Below are 16,736 nucleotides of genomic sequence, written 5' to 3'. Positions count from 1 at the left end.
ACTGAGCGCCGAGAACGGAGACAGTGGGTCGAAATAGAAAAACGTAAGCCCTTTGCATATGGCATTGGGTTGGCGGTGTGGCAAGGGTGTTTGCACTAGAGTAGTAGTTGGGTGCAAAACGTGACAAACGCATATTCGGTACAGTCACTCGCCTTTCATATCAACACACATAGTTGCTCGCGTCACTCACTTGGTCGAGTTTCGACCAGTTCCCAATCGGCGAGCCAGGCCACATACGCATCCGGTATTCCGGCTTCTATCGCCTTGTCTCTGTCTAGAACGGCAGCTGGGTAGCTTTTGAAGCGACCTATAGAGATCGAAAGCCGATTGTTTTTCATCCTAAAAATACTGAGCTCGTTTCGATTTACATCAAGTTTCTTGGTAATTTGACCCATTCCTAAATCGGCGCGTTCTAAAGATTTCGCGCTACCAACTATCGCTGCGAAAGCGCCGGGTTTTGAGCTATCGCTTTCTTCTAGCGTGCTAACAATCGACGTCACTGCGGCGAGATTCTGGTAGGCGCGAGAGCTTCCAAGCTCAGCTGCACGTTTTAAAGCTTCGCTCGCTTGATCGTAGATACCTACTTGCATTAGCGTGTATCCTAGATTGTTAAGTATTTTTGTTTTTAGGTTATCAGGATAAAGCTCAAAATAAGGTACTTGCTCTGCGTATTGGAAAGCTTCGAGTGCGGAATCGTTGTTTCCTTCAGACAAAAAACCAAATCCAATTACGTTTTCAGGAGATACATTTGTACTGCCCGATGCTGCGAGATCTGTTTGCAATCCCGTTAAGACTGTCCGAGACTGTGCAAATCTTTCTAACCTCGTTAGGTATCGACCAAAAAAATACCTCATGCAAAGATCAGAACTGTCTTCATTGATGTATTCGGAAGCCTGTTTGATTAGCTGACTGTTGTCTGAATTTGCCGCGATTAATGCCTGAGCAAGTTCTAGGTTTCCTGTATTTTCGCCGTTTTCGCAATCATCAGCGTGTGCAGTACCGCTAACCAAGCTGGTCAGCACTGCTACAACTGCCATTCTAGTTACCCCAGTCAAAAGCTATCCTCCGGACTATCAAGAGGGCTTTGAGCCGCTTCGTTCTTAAAGCCAGAAGCGAAAGCTGCTAGGCCAGAGTTCTGTTCTTCGAGGTGAGTGACTTTGGCATCCAGATCTTCGACTTGCTCTCTAAACTTATCTATTTTTTCTCTGATTTTCTCAAGATCTACAAGAAGCGGCGCGCCTTGACGAACAACAAACTTGTTTTGCTGTGCGTCGTAAAGAACAACCGAGCCGTCCACCCGCATGATTTGGACCGATCCGCTAATATCTTCACGATCAGGTCTTACCGAAAGAACGACCTCCATTTGCCGAGGGTTTGCAAGAAACGAATAAACAATTCCCAATACAAGAACGCCTGCGGAAAGGCACAAGAATGCAATAATTAGACGGCTACGGCTTCTTGAAATGGCTTCGTTCTGCGTTTCAGTATTGCGTACAACCTCCCTCAACAGGTTGTACGCCAAGAACATAATAGCAACCGAAAAACCTAAGAAACCGGCTGCAACTAATTGTGGTAAAACTTGCATTTGCAATAGACTCTAATTATTAAATCTACTGCAATGTACCACAATTTGTGTTTCTAGAAAAGTACGGCTACCGCGCAAACTTCTTATGCTTCAACCGCTTTGGCTCCAGCGCATCAGGTCCCAACCTCCGTTTTTTGTCCTCTTCATAGTCCTCGAAGTTGCCCTCGAACCACTCCACATGGGCATCACCCTCGAAGGCCAGAATATGCGTGCAAATCCGATCGAGGAAGAAGCGGTCGTGCGAGATGACCACTGCGCAGCCAGCGAAATCGACCAGGGCGTCTTCCAACGCGCGCAGGGTTTCGACGTCCAGATCGTTGGTCGGTTCGTCGAGTAGCAGGACGTTGCCGCCTTCTTTCAGCAGGCGGGCCATGTGGACGCGGTTGCGCTCACCGCCGGACAGTAGCGAGACTTTTTTCTGCTGGTCGCCGCCCTTGAAGTTGAAGGACGAGCAATAGGCGCGGGAATTGACCTGCGCGTCGCCCAGTTGGATGATCTCGGCGCCGCCGGTGATCGCCTCCCACACGGTGTCGTTGTCTTTCAGGTCGTCGCGGGATTGGTCGACATAGGACAGCTCGACCGTGTCGCCCAGCGTGATGGTGCCGCTGTCGGGCTGCTCCTGACCGGTCAGCATCTTGAACAGCGTCGATTTACCGGCACCGTTGGGGCCGATGACGCCGACGATGCCACCGGGGGGCAGGGCGAAGTCCAGACCTTCGATCAGTTGCTTGTCGCCCATATGTTTCGAAAGGCCCTCGACCTCGATCACCTTGCCGCCAAGGCGCTGGCCGTTGGGGATGACGATCTGGGCGCGGGTCAGCTTTTCGCGTTCGGACTGTTCGGCCAGCTCGTTATAGGCGTTGATCCGGGCCTTGGATTTGGCCTGACGGGCCTTTTGACCCTGACGCATCCACTCCAACTCGCGCTGCAGGGTCTTCTGCTTGGATTTGTCCTCGCGGGCTTCCTGCTCCAGCCGTTTGGCTTTTTGCTCCAGCCATGCGGAGTAGTTGCCCTCGTACGGAATGCCGCGGCCACGGTCGATTTCGAGGATCCAGCCAGTGATGTCATCCAGGAAATAGCGGTCGTGGGTGACGATCAGGATGGTGCCTTTGTAGTCGATCAGGTGCTGTTGCAGCCAGGCGATGGTCTCGGCATCCAGGTGGTTCGTGGGTTCGTCGAGCAGCAGCATGTCGGGCGCTTCCAGCAGCAGCTTGCAAAGCGCCACGCGGCGTTTCTCACCACCCGACAGGTTGGCGATGTTGGCATCGTCCGGCGGGCAGCGCAACGCCTCCATCGAGACGTCGATCTGGCTGTCCAAATCCCACAGATTTTCCGCATCGATTGCGTCCTGCAGGGTGGTCATTTCTTCCATCAGCTCGTCCGAGTAGTTCTCGGCGATCTCCATGGCAATCTCGTTGAACCGGTCGACCTTGGCCTTTTTCCCGGCCACGCCCAGCATGACGTTTTCACGGACGGTGAGCGATTCATCCAGCTGCGGTTCCTGCGGCAGGTATCCGACCTTGGCACCCTCGGCGGCCCAGGCCTCACCGGTGAAATCGGTATCGAGGCCGGCCATGATCTTCATCAGTGTCGATTTACCCGCGCCGTTGACGCCGACGACACCGATTTTCACGCCGGGCAGAAAGCTCAGGTGGATGTTTTCAAAGCACTTCTTGCCACCGGGATAGGTCTTTGAGACACCCTGCATGTGGTAGACATATTGATAGGCGGCCATGTCGCGTCCTCTGGGTCGGGGAAATTGGGTTGAAACGCTGGATATCCGAGGCGAGCGAGCGGAGCAAGCTGGTGGTTTTGTGAATTTCGTCCAGTGTCCGTTTGGACTAAACGAGTTTGATGGCAGGAGGGGCTGGAATGTCTGAACTGGCAAAGTTGATAGCGGGTTGGGCGCAACCGGGTCGTATCGAGTGGATTGGTCTGCGGCCCGGGCGGCGGGCCGGGATAGTTGTTCCTGACATAGCTGTTGTTTCCGCCGATGGCTTTGACGGCGACCGCGGCCGGGCAGGCAAGCGGGCGGTGACGTTGATCCAACACGAGCACCTGGCGGCGATTGGCTCCTATCTCGAGCAGGGGCCTGTTGCGCCCGACATTCTGCGGCGCAATCTGGTGGTCTCGGGGATTAACTTAGCGGCACTCAAGGGGCGTGAGGTGCAGGTGGGCGAAGCTATCCTGCGCATTGCCGTGATCTGTGCGCCGTGTAGCCGGATGGAGGAGGCGCTGGGCAAAGGTGGTTATTCCGCTGTGCGGGGGCATGGCGGTTGGTGTGCGGAAGTCCTCCGACCCGGGCGCGTAAAGCTGGGCGATGCGGTGCAACCGGTTGATTGACAACGCCCCCCAGTTCTGAACATCAGCGTGGGATGGAGCGATACGATATTCCATATGCGCGGCCCGGGCAGGTGATTGGGTTGTTCGGCGGGTCATTTGATCCGCCGCACAAGGGCCATGTGCATGTGACGCGAGAGGCGATGAAGGCCTTTGGGTTGGATCGGGTGTGGTGGCTGGTCTCTCCGGGGAACCCTCTGAAACAGCGCGGGCCTGCGCCACTGTCGCAACGGCTGGAGGCCGCGAAGGCGGTGATGCAGCACCCTAGTGTTGAGATCACGGATATCGAGTCGCTGACCGGGACGCGGGCGACAGCGGATACGTTGGTGGCGTTGGAGCGGCTCTATCCGCAAGTCAAATTCGTCTGGCTGATGGGGGCCGATAATCTGGCGCAGTTTCACCACTGGAAGGATTGGCGACGGATCATGGACAGCGTGCCGGTTGGTGTTGTGGCGCGTCCGGGTGATCGGATCTCGGCCCGGATGTCGCCTGCGGCGCGGCTCTATGCCAAATACCGGATCGACGGGCAGGCGCGGCACCTGCTGGGGCGGGCGCAAGCCCCGGCGTGGTGTTTTGTGAACGTGCCGATGGTGGATGTGAGCTCGACCCAGATCCGCAAGCGTGGGGACTGGGGCGCTCAGGTGTTGCCGGAATAGCCACACTATCTGCATATTCTCATGTAATGGTTGTCTGATTTTCATCTCTGGGATTTTATTTGACCCATGGTCGATCGTATTTCACGTCGTTTGTTTTTAGGGGGTGTTGGGGCGTCTTTGATCCCGGCGGTGGGTCTGGCCGAAGCGCCGTTGGCTTCGCTTCGCCCTCAGATGCGCGGCAAGCAGCTGACCGGGACGGATCGCCTGGTTCAGGCGGCCGGGCTGAGGGGCGAAGTTGTGTTTGCCGTGGCTGATGTGAGCACCGGTGCGCAGTTGGAGAGCTATCAGGGCGAGCTTGGATTACCCCCTGCCAGTGTCGGCAAGGCATTGACGGCGCTTTATGCGCTGGATGTTTTGGGTGCCGATCATCGGTTTGAGACCAGATTGCTGGCGGATGGGCCAGTCGTAAACGGGGTTTTGCAGGGCGATCTGACCCTGGTGGGCGGATGCGACCCGTTGTTGGATACGGACGGTCTGGCCACTATGGCAGCCAACTTGCGGAGTGCCGGGATCACCGAGGTGCGCGGGGCGTTCAAAGTTTATGACGGCGCGCTGCCCTTTGTTTTCAGTATTGATCCGGGCCAGCCGGACCATCTGGGCTATAGCCCGGCGATCAGCGGGATTTCGTTGAATTTCAACCGGGTGCATTTTGAATGGAAGCGGGAAGGCACGGACTACGCTGTCACCATGGATGCTCGAACCGCCAAGTATCGCCCAGATGTGGATATGGCCGCGATGCAGGTCGAGGGGCGCAGCCTGCCGATTTACACCTATCAGGCAAGTGCACGTCAGGACCGCTGGACCGTTGCCAAAGCAGCTTTGGAGAATGAAGGGTCGCGCTGGTTGCCTGTGCGCAAGCCTGCGCTTTATGCCGGGGATGTGTTCAAAACGATGGCACGTGCCAATGGGATTGTGCTGGGGCGGGTTGAGGTCACCCGAGAAACGCCCAATGGCACTGTTCTGGTCGTGCATCAAAGTGATCATTTGGACAGCATCTTGCGCGGGATGCTGAAATATTCGACGAACCTGACGGCTGAAACTGTGGGGATGGCTGCGACCCGCGCGCGGGGGGTGATGCCGCACTCGCTTGCTGAGTCAGCGGCCGAGATGAACCGGTGGGCGTCTGAGACCTATGGCGTCAATCAAATTGCAATGGTGGATCATTCCGGCTTGGGTGATGCGTCGCGCATGGCACCGGGGGATCTGGTCTCAGCCTTGGTGCAGGCACGGAAAACGGGGGCGTTGAGACCTTTGCTGAAACCCTTTGCCTTGACCGACAGCCAAGGCCGACCGGTCGAGGATCACCCGATCAAGGTTGACGCCAAAACCGGCACTTTGAACTTCGTATCGGGCTTGGGTGGTTTTCTAACAACGGCGGACGGGTCAGAGCTGGCCTTTGCGATTTTCACCGCAGATGAGGCCCACCGCGCCACGATCACGCGCGCACAAAGAGAACGCCCCGAAGGTGCGCGTGCCTGGAATCGGCGGTCGCGCAAGCTACAACGGGCGTTGATCGAACGATGGGGCGCGCTCTACGGCAGTTGAGCCTAAGCTCGGCTCAGACGACGTGACGTGCGCGTGCACCGCGTTCGATTGCGGCGGCGTGCAGGCGGTCAATACTCAGCTCGTACCGGATTTCTTCCAACAGCCGCAGCTCTGTCTCGGCCAATGACCCGTCTGCCGCCGCCACGTCGCAGGCCAGAGCGTAGGCGGTTTCGTTCAGACGTTCGGGCAGGTTGTCTCGGATCAGACCAAACAGAGCGTCCAGACCGTCTTCCTGTTCGAACAGATCGAACACGGTTTGCGAAATATGGCGCATGCGATCGGCATCATAGCCCGCAAAAACCGGCAGCATATTCACGGCGCCCTGAATCTTGACCAACTCCGCAGTGCGGATGTTTTCGTCCGAAGCGGAGACCGCAACCATGATCGCCACAAGGCAATCCTGCGGAGACATGGGATGAGGGGTTTGATCGGGCATGAATGCGTCCTGCGTGAAGGTTTTCAAAGCTGCACGATATGTGCGCGCGCGTGCGGGTTCAACAGCTTGTTTCGTCGCATTCTCTGTCGTTGGTTCAAGTGCGCCGACCCTGCCAGCCCAGCAGGCTGAAACACGCGAATACAAGTGCGGCCACGCAAACAATAGAAGGGCCGGCGGGCGTGTCGAATACATAGGCGGCCCGGAGACCTGCTACCGACGACAGAGCGCCGATCCCGGCGGCAATCAATGCCATCGATTCAGGCGAGCGGGCTAGGCTGCGCGCGGCGGCGGCTGGAATAATCAGCATGGCTGCGATCAGCAGAACACCCACAACCTTGATGGCGACGGCAACCGTGACGGCAAGAGCCAGGGTCAGGATCAACTGCTCGCGTTTGGGGTTATAGCCGCTCGCGTAGGCCAGTTCCTCGTTCAGAGTCGCGGTCAGCAGTTGAGACCAGCGCCAAGTGATCAAGGCCACAACCAGTGCGGCCCCACCCCAAATGACGATCAGGTCCGCTTTTGAAACGGCAAGGATATCGCCAAACAGATAGGCCATCAGGTCAATGCGAACACCCGACAAGAACGAGACGGCAACAAGACCGAAAGCCAGCGCAGAATGGGCTAGCACGCCCAATAGCGTATCCATTGCATACCCTCTGCCTGCCAATAGAGTCACCGTCAGCGCCATGATCAAAGCTACCGCGAGTGCTCCGGTAAACACGGAAATTTGGAAGGTCAGAGACAAGGCGACGCCCAAGATGGCGGCATGCGCGGTTGCATCGCCAAAATAAGCCATCCGACGCCATACGACGAAACACCCCAAAGGCGCAGCTGCCATAGCAACGCCGATCCCGGCAAGCGTTGCCCGTGTCATGAAGTCATCAAGCATTATTCTGCGGCTTCCTGCGAATCTGCATGGTCGTGGTGGTGATGGTCGTGATCATGGCGATAAAGGGCCAGTGCGCCGCCGGTGCCCGTGCCAAACAGGGCGCGGTATTCCGGGGCCGAGGCGACCACCGCGGGGGAGCCTTCGCAGCAGATATGCCCGTTCAGGCAGATCACGCGGTCCGAGGCGCTCATCACCACGTGCAGTTCATGACTGATCATCAGGATAGCGCAGCCGGTATTGCGCCGGACATCTTCGATCTGGCGATAAAACGCGGCAGAGCCGGGCTGATCCAACCCTTGGGTCGCTTCGTCCAACAGCAAGAGCTCGGGACGGTTGATCAGGGCGCGGGCGAGAAGGACCCGTTGGAACTGACCACCGGATAGCTGCGACATCTGGCGTTTCAGCAAGTCTGGTACGCCCGCTGTTTTCAACGCTTCGGCGCAATCCTGTTTCGATACCCGGTCTGTCAGGCGCATGAAGCGATCAACCGAAATGGGCAGCGTTGGGTCGATATGCAGTTTTTGCGGAACATACCCGATTTGTAGCCCTTGCTTGCGCTCGACGCGCCCGGCTGTGGGTTGTGTGGCGCCGATGATTGCACGCAACAAACTGGTTTTACCCGAGCCGTTAGGGCCAACAATGGTAACGATCTCGCCCGAGTCGATCACCATATTTACATGGCTCAGCACGGTGTTCGCGCCATATCGGACGCCAAGGTCTTTGACGGAGACGAGGGCCATGATCAGCGTTTCTCGATACAATCGGGGCAGATGCCTTCGGCCTCGACGACCGTGCGTTCGATCTCGAACCCGACGGCGCGTGCAGCCGCCCCAAGCGCACCCTTGGCAGGGGCTGAATAGGCCTCGGCCACAGCATCGCATTTGCGGCAGATCATGAAAGCGGGCGAATGGGAGCCGCCGGGATGGGCGCAGGCGACGAAGGCGTTGAGACGCTCAATCTTATGGGCGAAACCATTCTCCACCAGAAAATCCAGGGCACGGTAAGCAACCGGTGGCTGTGATCCGAACCCTTCGTCGCGCAGGCGATCCAGAATAGCATAAGCGCCAAGTGCGCGATGTTCCTGTAGCAGCATCTCTAACACCTTGCGACGAACGGGCGTTAGTCTTAGCCCTTCTGCCTCACACCGTGCCTGCGCAGTGGCCAGCCCGGTTTCAACGCAGGAGGCGTGATCGTGCTTGGCAAAGCCAATCAAGTCGGCGTTGTCGGCCGGGGTCGAGGGTGTCTCGCTTGTCATGTTATTATATATCATGTATGTCGCTGCTGACGTTATAAAATCACATAGGGTGTCTGATGTCCAGAAAGCTTCTTCCTGTTTCGATCACGGCGGTTTTGATGGGGGGGACGGCCTTGGCCGAGGTCCCCAATGTGGCCGTCGATATCGCTCCGGTTCATTCGCTTGTCGCGCGAGTGATGGACGGTGTTGGTGAGCCAGCCCTGATTGTACAATCAGGCGCATCCCCCCATGACTACAGCCTGCGCCCGTCCGAAGCTGCCGCGTTGCAAGAGGCGGACCTGGTGTTCTGGATGGGTGAGGATCTGACGCCTTGGATGGAAGGCGCGGTCGAGACGTTGGCAGACGGCGCGACCGTTACTACTTTGCTGGAATCAGACGGCACGATCCTGCTGGATTTCCGTGAAAACGCGCTGTTTGAAGCGCACTCCCACGACGATCATGCCGATCATGATGACCATGACGACCATGGGCATGACGATCACGATCATGAGGGCCACGACGACCATGCGGACGAAGGGCACGACGATCATGACCATGGGGATGATCACGCAAAACATGATGACCATGATCATGCCAAAGATGACGACCACGATCATGACGATCATGCTGATGCGAAAGATCATGATGATCATGACCACGGCGAAGAACACGCGGACCATGACGATCATGACCACGATGACCACGCAGGCCACGACGATCATGATGGGCATGATCATGGGGCGCATGATCCACATGCATGGCTATCGCCTGAAAATGCGAGCACATGGCTGAACCTGATTGCGGCGCAACTGTCAGCGGCTGACCCTGACAATGCGGGCACATATTTTGCAAATGCTGCGGCGGCTCGTGAAGAGATGGCAGCGCTGTCTGCTGAGGTTGCTCAGACGCTTGAACCAGTGCGCGGTGGTAGCTTTATCGTTTTCCATGACGCCTATCAGTACTTCGAAAACGATTTTGATTTTCCGGCGGCGGGTGCCATTTCGCTTGGGGATGCCGCTGATCCAAGCCCGGCGCGTATCGCTGAAATCCAAGGTCGCATCACCGGTGAAGGTGTGGATTGCGTTTTGGCGGAACCGCAGTTCAACCCAGGGATCATCGAAACGGTTCTGGCTGGAACCGAGGCGAATACGGGTGTGATTGACCCGCTGGGCTCGGAACTTGAGCCGGGCAAGGACCTTTATCCACAGCTCATTCAAAACATGGCCAAGACTTTGGCTGAGTGCCTCTAAGGTAACGCCGATCCCGATCGGATCCGCAAGTTCGGTCGGGATATCCTGCTGGAAGTCGCGTAGCTGTTGAACACGGTTTCCAGTTTTCCCTTTTATGCTCGAATTCGCCAGTTTGGCCGGCCGTCCTGATTGCCCGACACAGTTGTGACGAATCGGAAAAAGTATGTGTCGTTATTGACTCATGCTGCGCTCGCACAATAGGAGGGGTCGGTCCGATGGCATGAGGCGATCTGGACCGTATTCCCTTATGGAGCACACCAAAAAATGTCTGAACTGCGCGATACCGCCATGACGTCCAAGGCTTGGCCTTTTGAGGAAGCGCGCCGGTTGCTCAAACGGTACAAACAGGGTGCTCCGGAGAAGGGATACGTGCTGTTCGAGACGGGCTATGGCCCATCTGGCCTGCCCCATATCGGTACGTTCGGCGAGGTTGCGCGGACCACGATGGTCAAGCGCGCGTTCGAGGCACTGTCGGATATTCCGACCAAGCTGATCTGTTTTTCGGACGATCTGGATGGGATGCGCAAGGTGCCGACCAATGTGCCGAACCCGGAGATTCTGGAGCAGCATTTGCAGCGTCCGTTGACCTCAGTACCCGATCCGTTTGGCGAATATGACAGCTTTGGTGAGCATAACAATGCGATGCTGCGGCGGTTCCTCGATACTTTTGGGTTCGAATACGAGTTCTATTCGGCCAAGGAGTTCTATGAATCCGGGCAGTTTGACGAAGTGCTCAAGCGTGCGGTTGAACGCTATGACGAGATCATGGCGATAATGCTCAAAAGTCTGCGGGAAGAGCGCCAGCAAACTTATTCGATCTTCCTGCCGCTTCATCCTGAAAGCGGACGGGTCATGTATGTGCCGATGAAAAAGGTCTGTGCCGAGACGTACACCGTGACCTTTGACGATGAGACGGGTAAGGAATGGACCGTTCCTGTCACCGGTGGCAACGTGAAGCTGCAATGGAAGCCGGATTTCGGCGCGCGCTGGGCTGCGCTGGGCGTTGATTTCGAGATGTATGGCAAGGAACACGCGACCAACGAAAAGATTTATGACGCGATCTGCCGCGCGTTGGGGGGCCGTGCGCCCGAGCATTTCTCGTATGAACTGTTTCTCGATGAGAACGGCCAGAAGATTTCGAAATCATCGGGCAATGGTGTCTCGATTGACGAATGGCTGACTTATGCGCCGACCGAGTCGCTGGCCTATTTCATGTATCAGAAGCCCAAGACCGCGAAGCGGATGCATTTCGATGTGATCCCGAAGGCCTATGATGAATATCATCAGCAGTTGCGGGCTTATCCGGGGCAGGAACTGCAGGCGCAGCTGAACAACCCGGTGTGGCATATCCATGGTGGGGATGTTCCTGAATCCACGTTGATGGTGCCCTTTGCGATGCTGCTGAATCTGGCTTCGGTATCCGGGGCTGAGGATAAAGAGGCACTGTGGGGTTTCATTCGCCGGTACGCGCCTGAGGCCACGCCCGAAACGCATCTTGATCTGGATCAGGCGGCGGGCTTTGCGGTGCGCTACTTCAATGATTTTGTCAAGCCGACGCGCCGGCATCGTGCACCGACAGATCAGGAGCGTGAGGCGCTGGAGGCGTTGAAGGTGGCGTTGGAAGCCTATGACGGGCCGATGGAAGACGAGGCGCTGCAATCGGTGGTCTATTCCATCGGGCGCGAGCGGTTCGACCCTATGCGCGGTTGGTTCACAGCGCTCTATGAGGTTCTGCTGGGCGCGTCGCAAGGTCCGCGTTTCGGCGGCTTTATTGCGCTCTATGGCGTGCCGGAAACCATCGCGTTGATCGACAAGGCGTTGGCCGGAGAACTGGTCTGATTTGACCTGAAACCGTGTGGGGCTACCGTTCGTTCAGGAGGTGCCCCATGCGTCGTATTCTGCTTATTCTGTTTCTAAGCTTTGGATTGGCCCCGATCGCGGCGGCCCAGAATGCCGAGATCGAAGCCAATATTGCGGCTCAGATACAGGCCTTCAAGGCGGATGATTTCGACACCGCCTTCACCTATGCCAGCCCCAATATTCAAAGGCTGTTCCAAAACCCTGATAATTTCGGAGCGATGGTGCGTGGCGGATACCCGATGGTTTGGCGACCGGCCGAGGTGCGGTTTCTGGAACTGCGTGAGATCGCGGGGCTGCTTTGGCAAAAGGTGATGATTGTGGATGGGGAGGGCCAGACCCACATACTGGACTACCAGATGGTGCAGCAGGACAATGCCTGGAAAATCAATGGTGTACAGCTGTTGGGCAATTCTGATCCCTCTGCGTGACGCAACACCACCGTAACGGTGGAATGAACTGCGGTTAATTCCTTTTCGATACTCAGACTTTCGCGTTCGGGGTGGACCCGAGCACCGGGTTTGAACGTGTCGCTGTGATGCGCGGCGCGATTGGGAAAGGGATCTCTATGAATAAGGCAATTACCGACGGCATCGTGTTCATGCCGCCTCAGTTCGCCAACGGGTTGGACGTATGGTCCGCAGGGGATGGCACGCCGGGTACGCCAACCTATGCCGGGTCCGGGACTGGTGTGTTTGTCCCAGCGGATGCAGATTTTGGCGGCTGCCTTGAGATTCTGAAGGTCAATCCGACGCAGCAGTTGCGGTATATGGGGCAGACACCGTTACTGCCGGGCTGCTATTTGCAGATCAAGGCGCGCGTGAAAGCGATCAGCGGTCCTTTGCCTGAGGTGCGGATTGCAGCCTGGGCAGGTGCTGCCGGGGATGCTCATGTCGACAGTGTGATCGAAGAGGGGCCCGCGACGCAGTTGTCCGGTTATGGCGAAGTGCATGAAATCACCGCCATCGTCGGGACCGGGCGCAGACCCGGTGTCGACATGCCGTGGGGCGTTTCGGCCTTGTTCGGGCATTTTGGTTTGGACATTGAGGGTGCAAATGGCGCGCTGGTCCGTGTTGATGATATAGAAATCACTGATGTGACCGGCGTTTTTCTGCGTGAGATGATCAGCATCGTCGATGTACGGGATTTCGGTGCAATTGGTGACGGCGTCACCGATGACTCAGCTGCCTTTGAGGCCGCCGACCAAGCGGCTGGCGGGCGTCGGATTTATGTCCCGCAGGGCACATACCATCTGGGTGAAAACACCAGCATTGCATCCGAGATGGATTTTGAAGGCACAGTTACGATGCCCGATGATAAAATGCTGTTGCTAACCAAGAACTTTGATCTGCCCGCCTATATCACGGCATTCGGCGATGAGGAGTTGGCCTTTAAGAAGGCGTTTCAGGCATTGCTCAACAATGTCGACCATGACTCGTTAGATCTGGGTGGCAGAAAGGTCGCTGTCACGGGCCCGATCAATATGGCAGCAGCTGTGCCCAACAAGCAGGGTTTTTCCACCCGACGGGTTATCCGAAACGGCCAGTTTGATGTCAAAAGCAGTTCGGACTGGGACACCGAGACCTTCACCTCGGTCGCCACATATGACCCTTCGGATGCCACTCGCCTGACAGATGTGGCGAATGTGGCAAATATTCCCGTTGGTTCGTTGGTGCAGGGTGCAGGCGTCGGGCGAGAGATCTATGTGCGTTCCAAGGATGTGGGCGCAGGTGAAATCACACTGAACGCACCGCTTTACGACGCTTCGGGAACGCAGACTTACACCTTCCAGTCTTTCAAATACCTGCTGGATTTCAGTGGCTTCAGCACCTTGCGCAAATTCGGGATGGAGCAGATTGAATTCCAGTGTAACAGCCGATGCAGCGCCATTCGGCTGGCCCCTTCAGGCAGTACGTTTTCACTGACCGATTGCTTTGTCAGTCGTCCCAAGGATCGTGGCATCTCATCCATTGGCACGGGCTGCAAAGGGATGCTGATCGACAACTGCCAGTTCCTGTCGGCTGAAGAGTCCTTTATCGTCCCCGACCGAAACTCGATTGCGCTGAACACAAATGCGAATGATGTGAAACTGCGCCACAATCGCATTGTTCGCTTCAAGCACTTTGCTGTTGTCGGTGGCGACAACAACATGATCCTAGGCAACCACTTCTTCCAGGGTGATAGCATCCCGCAAGGCGTACGGACGGCTGGTCTGATCATGATCGGCACTTATAATAGTTCGACGATTGCCGAGAACTATGTGGACAACTGCTTTATCCAATGGACGAATGAACGGGATGTGGAGCCCAGCTATGTGTCTGGCTATTCCTTCAGCGCAATGAGCATCACGGACAACATCTTCTATTCCAGCGAGGCGCCGTCTTGGTTCAGTTACATCGTGATCCGCCCGCATGGGCCCGGCCACTTTCTGAATGGTCTTGCGGTGACGGGGAACAAATTCCGGTCCAGCAGCGGTGATATCGAGCGCGCCGAACGCGTGGACACGACCTTTGCTGATCTCAACAGTTACCGCCACCTCAACGTGACGTTCCAGAACAACACATATCATGGGGTCGACAAGAAGGTGGCGAACCCGCTCAGGATTCGTCACAATCAGAATACCAACAGCAGCGTTTGGGTTATCGGGACTTCCGAACAGCTGCCATTTGGAGGCAAAGCCCGGAGTTGTGATGCGGTTACGCTGTTGGGGCCGACCGTCAGCATATTCGGGTCTGTTCGGTTTTTTACGCCCTATGTCCAGCTTGAACAGGGTGGCGATGGCAGCAACATTCATTTGCAATGGCCGGAAAACCTGAGGGGCTCTGCATCGGTTCTGGTCCGGTTGGAGAGTTAAGGATCGATGTGGCCGCTCTTTGGGGCGGCCACTTTCCATTGCGGCCGCGCTTTTAAATTTTCCAAGGAATTGGGCGATATGCCAGCTCCGTGTGCTACGCTTGATTCAGCCACAGGAGGAGCAGATGCCGACCATAGCAAAAAATGCCAGCGTACAGACCGTCATCACAACGTTTGAAATGACACCGGGCACCTGTCACGATCTGCTCGATGCGTTGACGGATGCTTATGCCGAGTTCATTTCGAAGCAACCCGGCTTTATCTCTGCCGGGTTGCATGTGAACGATGCCCAGACCCGGATCGCGAACTATTCGCAATGGGAACGGCGTGAGGATTTTCTTGCCATGCTGCGCACGCCTGAGATGCGCAACCGGAACCGCAAGATCAATGAGATGTGCAAGAGCTTTGAGCCGGTCATGTATGACGTGGCCGACACATTTGATCGCCCTTAGCGGGCGATTTTCCTAGGGCCAGACGGACCAATGTGCCACAGCTTTAATTTGCTCAATGCGGATCGCCTGGGCTTCGCCACAAATGTGGTTTAGATTCGGGTCATGGATTTGGACAGCACAGTGCAAAAGCCCTCGGGTCAGACCCCGAAGCCGACCAAGCGGCAATTACGGGCCGAAGCGACACGCCGTAAGGCGCTATCGCCGTTTCGTATTTCACTCATGCTGCTTGCGTTGCCTGTGACCACGCTTCTGCTGGCGGCGAATATCTACATCCGGACGTCCGAATATGACCGCAACGGAGCGATCCTGCACCTGATCGCCCTAACCGGCTGTTCAGCGCCCGAGGCGATTGGCTTTGGCCCGTTCCGCAAAGGCTATGCAGGCTATCACGAACGCTATGACCCGGATGGCAATGGGGTTTCCTGTGAAAGATCGGGTTCGGTGCAAGTTCAAAGCGCCCCCGCGCAACGCAGCAATGATGCGCCCGTACGCTCGGTCGGAAACGCGAAGTTCGTGCGGCCTTGAGCGTTGGGTGGGGCGACCCACCGCCGTTATGAAAGCTGCGCGCCCGCGCATTCGCGAAAGATGCGCACCTCCGGCGCTGCGCCGTCCAAGGGAAACTCGGCAAGACCGTCCTGCGTAAAGGCATAGGCGGTTTGATTGTATTCGAGTCCGTCCAGAACATTGCCAAACCCGGTATCCGTGACAGTCAGCGAGGCCGCATTGTCCGACAACACATGACGCGGCGTGGCGATTTCGATGGGCCTCGGGCCGTCAAAGCGCATCGCGAACCAAGGGGTTTGCGTCCAACCTTCGGTCTTGCGGGTGACGGTTAGCGTATAAAGCGGTTGAGACGGATCGTAGGTCAGGAAGATGTCTGCCTGATCGGTGCTGTGTGACAGGGTGCAGATTTGCCCGACTGTCGCCTCCCATGCGGTGGCCGGGGTGGCGAGGACCAGACAGAGTAGAACGATGCGCATGGTCGGCTATCTAGTTACCGGTGATGACATGCGGGCAACTGCTAACTGACTTTGAGAGCGAGTTTGAGGTCTTCGATTGCACCAACCTGAGAGCGGGAAAGCTGATCACCGGCCAATGGCATCAGCATCTCTTGCAGACGATCCCACGACCGTCCGCTGTCGATTTTTCTCAGGCGGCGTCCCAGTCGAGGGACGGCATCGCTGGGTCCATTGCATTGGGTCATCAGCCAACGGCCGAGCACTTCCATTTCCTGCGCCTCTTCTTCAGAGCAGCGCAGTTTTGTGCGCAAAAGAACGTGCAGTTGCTGACGTTGCTCAGCGGTCGGCAGGTCATCCAATTCGATAAAGGCCTGCGCGATGGCGCAGATGGCAATGCGTTCGTCGTCAATCCCCTCGACAGGATGGGCGTTTGCGACGCTGCGAAAGGCCAGTTTTCTTGGCGCGTTCTTCAGGGTTGTTGCGACGTCATGAGCGGTGTTGAGCGCTTCGCGTGGGTTGTTCCGCACCCACCACCAGATCGCACCGCCAATGGCGGTCAGGACGAGGATAACAATTGGCAAATCAATGGTCTCCGGCAATATCTTCGGAGTGGATCATTCATCGCTTTGTGCAGGATTGCAACTCTGGGTCGCGTGGGCGGGTTAGGATGGGTGCGAGCA

The 16,736-nt window shown here is 56.7% G+C and carries 18 protein-coding genes; 9 read left to right on the top strand and 9 right to left on the bottom strand.

Annotated features, from left to right (window positions below; genetic code table 11):
- Positions 1-182 precede the first annotated feature (182 nt).
- The 3 genes from ABLN87_RS15890 to ettA form a co-directional block, all read right to left on the bottom strand.
- Entirely contained in the window at positions 183-1,037 is an 855-nt protein-coding gene (locus ABLN87_RS15890; protein ID WP_353011811.1) for a tetratricopeptide repeat protein, read from the bottom strand.
- 14 nt (positions 1,038-1,051) lie between these two features.
- Positions 1,052-1,585 carry a hypothetical protein gene (locus ABLN87_RS15885; protein ID WP_353011809.1) on the bottom strand — a complete coding sequence of 178 codons (534 nt, stop codon included), beginning with the start codon at positions 1,583-1,585 and terminating at the stop codon, positions 1,052-1,054.
- A gap of 67 nt (positions 1,586-1,652) precedes the next feature.
- On the bottom strand, positions 1,653-3,320 hold the full coding sequence (ettA, locus tag ABLN87_RS15880) for an energy-dependent translational throttle protein EttA (protein WP_353011807.1): 1,668 nt from the start codon (positions 3,318-3,320) through the stop codon (positions 1,653-1,655).
- 137 nt (positions 3,321-3,457) lie between these two features.
- Between ettA and ABLN87_RS15875 the strand changes: the two genes are divergently transcribed.
- From ABLN87_RS15875 to dacB, 3 genes are all read left to right on the top strand, one after another.
- Positions 3,458-3,928: an MOSC domain-containing protein gene (locus tag ABLN87_RS15875; protein ID WP_353011805.1), complete on the top strand. Its 471-nt coding sequence runs from the start codon at positions 3,458-3,460 to the stop codon at positions 3,926-3,928.
- Positions 3,929-3,960: 32 nt separating this feature from the next.
- On the top strand, positions 3,961-4,581 hold the full coding sequence (locus ABLN87_RS15870) for a nicotinate-nucleotide adenylyltransferase (RefSeq protein ID WP_353012095.1): 621 nt from the start codon (positions 3,961-3,963) through the stop codon (positions 4,579-4,581).
- Positions 4,582-4,647: 66 nt separating this feature from the next.
- Complete coding sequence (dacB, locus tag ABLN87_RS15865) at positions 4,648-6,126, top strand: D-alanyl-D-alanine carboxypeptidase/D-alanyl-D-alanine endopeptidase (protein ID WP_353011803.1); 1,479 nt, start codon at positions 4,648-4,650, stop codon at positions 6,124-6,126.
- A gap of 13 nt (positions 6,127-6,139) precedes the next feature.
- Here the strand turns inward: dacB and ABLN87_RS15860 are convergent, their stop codons facing one another.
- The 4 genes from ABLN87_RS15860 to ABLN87_RS15845 all read right to left on the bottom strand — a co-directional run bounded on the left by ABLN87_RS15860 (position 6,140) and on the right by ABLN87_RS15845 (position 8,706).
- A complete protein-coding gene (locus tag ABLN87_RS15860) occupies positions 6,140-6,562 on the bottom strand; it encodes a tellurite resistance TerB family protein (RefSeq protein WP_170535981.1) in 423 nt (140 codons plus the stop codon).
- A gap of 94 nt (positions 6,563-6,656) precedes the next feature.
- The gene (locus tag ABLN87_RS15855) at positions 6,657-7,451 is read right to left on the bottom strand and encodes an iron chelate uptake ABC transporter family permease subunit (protein ID WP_353011800.1); all 795 of its coding nucleotides are present in this window, start codon (positions 7,449-7,451) and stop codon (positions 6,657-6,659) included.
- Positions 7,451-8,191: a metal ABC transporter ATP-binding protein gene (locus tag ABLN87_RS15850; RefSeq protein WP_353011798.1), complete on the bottom strand. Its 741-nt coding sequence runs from the start codon at positions 8,189-8,191 to the stop codon at positions 7,451-7,453. Before ABLN87_RS15850 ends, ABLN87_RS15855 begins: the two co-directional genes overlap by 1 nt.
- 2 nt (positions 8,192-8,193) lie before the next feature.
- Positions 8,194-8,706: a transcriptional repressor gene (locus ABLN87_RS15845; protein WP_170535987.1), complete on the bottom strand. Its 513-nt coding sequence runs from the start codon at positions 8,704-8,706 to the stop codon at positions 8,194-8,196.
- A gap of 56 nt (positions 8,707-8,762) precedes the next feature.
- Between ABLN87_RS15845 and ABLN87_RS15840 the strand changes: the two genes are divergently transcribed.
- The 6 genes from ABLN87_RS15840 to ABLN87_RS15815 all read left to right on the top strand — a co-directional run bounded on the left by ABLN87_RS15840 (position 8,763) and on the right by ABLN87_RS15815 (position 15,622).
- Positions 8,763-9,935: a zinc ABC transporter substrate-binding protein gene (locus tag ABLN87_RS15840; RefSeq protein ID WP_353011796.1), complete on the top strand. Its 1,173-nt coding sequence runs from the start codon at positions 8,763-8,765 to the stop codon at positions 9,933-9,935.
- Between the two features lie 264 nt (positions 9,936-10,199).
- Positions 10,200-11,774, top strand: a complete 1,575-nt coding sequence (locus tag ABLN87_RS15835) for a lysine--tRNA ligase (RefSeq protein WP_353011794.1) — start codon at positions 10,200-10,202, stop codon at positions 11,772-11,774.
- Between the two features lie 47 nt (positions 11,775-11,821).
- A complete protein-coding gene (locus tag ABLN87_RS15830) occupies positions 11,822-12,223 on the top strand; it encodes a DUF4864 domain-containing protein (protein WP_353011792.1) in 402 nt (133 codons plus the stop codon).
- Positions 12,224-12,360: 137 nt separating this feature from the next.
- Positions 12,361-14,646: a glycosyl hydrolase family 28-related protein gene (locus ABLN87_RS15825; RefSeq protein ID WP_353011790.1), complete on the top strand. Its 2,286-nt coding sequence runs from the start codon at positions 12,361-12,363 to the stop codon at positions 14,644-14,646.
- Positions 14,647-14,770: 124 nt separating this feature from the next.
- Positions 14,771-15,097, top strand: a complete 327-nt coding sequence (locus tag ABLN87_RS15820) for an antibiotic biosynthesis monooxygenase family protein (protein ID WP_170535997.1) — start codon at positions 14,771-14,773, stop codon at positions 15,095-15,097.
- 102 nt (positions 15,098-15,199) lie between these two features.
- Complete coding sequence (locus ABLN87_RS15815; RefSeq protein WP_353011788.1) at positions 15,200-15,622, top strand: excalibur calcium-binding domain-containing protein; 423 nt, start codon at positions 15,200-15,202, stop codon at positions 15,620-15,622.
- Between the two features lie 26 nt (positions 15,623-15,648).
- Here the strand turns inward: ABLN87_RS15815 and ABLN87_RS15810 are convergent, their stop codons facing one another.
- Entirely contained in the window at positions 15,649-16,077 is a 429-nt protein-coding gene (locus ABLN87_RS15810; RefSeq protein WP_353011786.1) for a hypothetical protein, read from the bottom strand.
- 41 nt (positions 16,078-16,118) lie between these two features.
- Complete coding sequence (locus tag ABLN87_RS15805; protein ID WP_353011784.1) at positions 16,119-16,637, bottom strand: hypothetical protein; 519 nt, start codon at positions 16,635-16,637, stop codon at positions 16,119-16,121.
- Positions 16,638-16,736 lie beyond the last annotated feature (99 nt).

This window comes from Ruegeria sp. SCP10 (genome assembly GCF_040329495.1).
Classification (GTDB): Bacteria; Pseudomonadota; Alphaproteobacteria; order Rhodobacterales; family Rhodobacteraceae; genus Ruegeria.
Note: the sequence above shows the minus strand (reverse complement) of the source record. Positions and strands in the feature narration are given on the sequence as shown.

Excerpts from the sequence above, each read along its gene's own strand:
- ABLN87_RS15825 (WP_353011790.1), top strand. The coding sequence starts at position 12,361 with ATGAATAAGGCAATTACCGACGGCATCGTGTTCATGCCGCCTCAGTTC.
- ABLN87_RS15830 (WP_353011792.1), top strand. The coding sequence starts at position 11,822 with ATGCGTCGTATTCTGCTTATTCTGTTTCTAAGCTTTGGATTGGCCCCG.
- ABLN87_RS15870 (WP_353012095.1), top strand. The coding sequence starts at position 3,961 with ATGGAGCGATACGATATTCCATATGCGCGGCCCGGGCAGGTGATTGGG.
- ABLN87_RS15890 (WP_353011811.1), bottom strand. The coding sequence starts at position 1,037 with ATGGCAGTTGTAGCAGTGCTGACCAGCTTGGTTAGCGGTACTGCACAC.
- ABLN87_RS15845 (WP_170535987.1), bottom strand. The coding sequence starts at position 8,706 with ATGACAAGCGAGACACCCTCGACCCCGGCCGACAACGCCGACTTGATT.
- ABLN87_RS15815 (WP_353011788.1), top strand. The coding sequence starts at position 15,200 with ATGGATTTGGACAGCACAGTGCAAAAGCCCTCGGGTCAGACCCCGAAG.
- ABLN87_RS15850 (WP_353011798.1), bottom strand. The coding sequence starts at position 8,191 with ATGGCCCTCGTCTCCGTCAAAGACCTTGGCGTCCGATATGGCGCGAAC.
- ABLN87_RS15840 (WP_353011796.1), top strand. The coding sequence starts at position 8,763 with ATGTCCAGAAAGCTTCTTCCTGTTTCGATCACGGCGGTTTTGATGGGG.
- ABLN87_RS15885 (WP_353011809.1), bottom strand. The coding sequence starts at position 1,585 with ATGCAAGTTTTACCACAATTAGTTGCAGCCGGTTTCTTAGGTTTTTCG.
- ettA (WP_353011807.1), bottom strand. The coding sequence starts at position 3,320 with ATGGCCGCCTATCAATATGTCTACCACATGCAGGGTGTCTCAAAGACC.
- ABLN87_RS15820 (WP_170535997.1), top strand. The coding sequence starts at position 14,771 with ATGCCGACCATAGCAAAAAATGCCAGCGTACAGACCGTCATCACAACG.
- ABLN87_RS15835 (WP_353011794.1), top strand. The coding sequence starts at position 10,200 with ATGTCTGAACTGCGCGATACCGCCATGACGTCCAAGGCTTGGCCTTTT.
- ABLN87_RS15810 (WP_353011786.1), bottom strand. The coding sequence starts at position 16,077 with ATGCGCATCGTTCTACTCTGTCTGGTCCTCGCCACCCCGGCCACCGCA.
- ABLN87_RS15855 (WP_353011800.1), bottom strand. The coding sequence starts at position 7,451 with ATGCTTGATGACTTCATGACACGGGCAACGCTTGCCGGGATCGGCGTT.
- ABLN87_RS15860 (WP_170535981.1), bottom strand. The coding sequence starts at position 6,562 with ATGCCCGATCAAACCCCTCATCCCATGTCTCCGCAGGATTGCCTTGTG.
- ABLN87_RS15875 (WP_353011805.1), top strand. The coding sequence starts at position 3,458 with ATGTCTGAACTGGCAAAGTTGATAGCGGGTTGGGCGCAACCGGGTCGT.
- dacB (WP_353011803.1), top strand. The coding sequence starts at position 4,648 with ATGGTCGATCGTATTTCACGTCGTTTGTTTTTAGGGGGTGTTGGGGCG.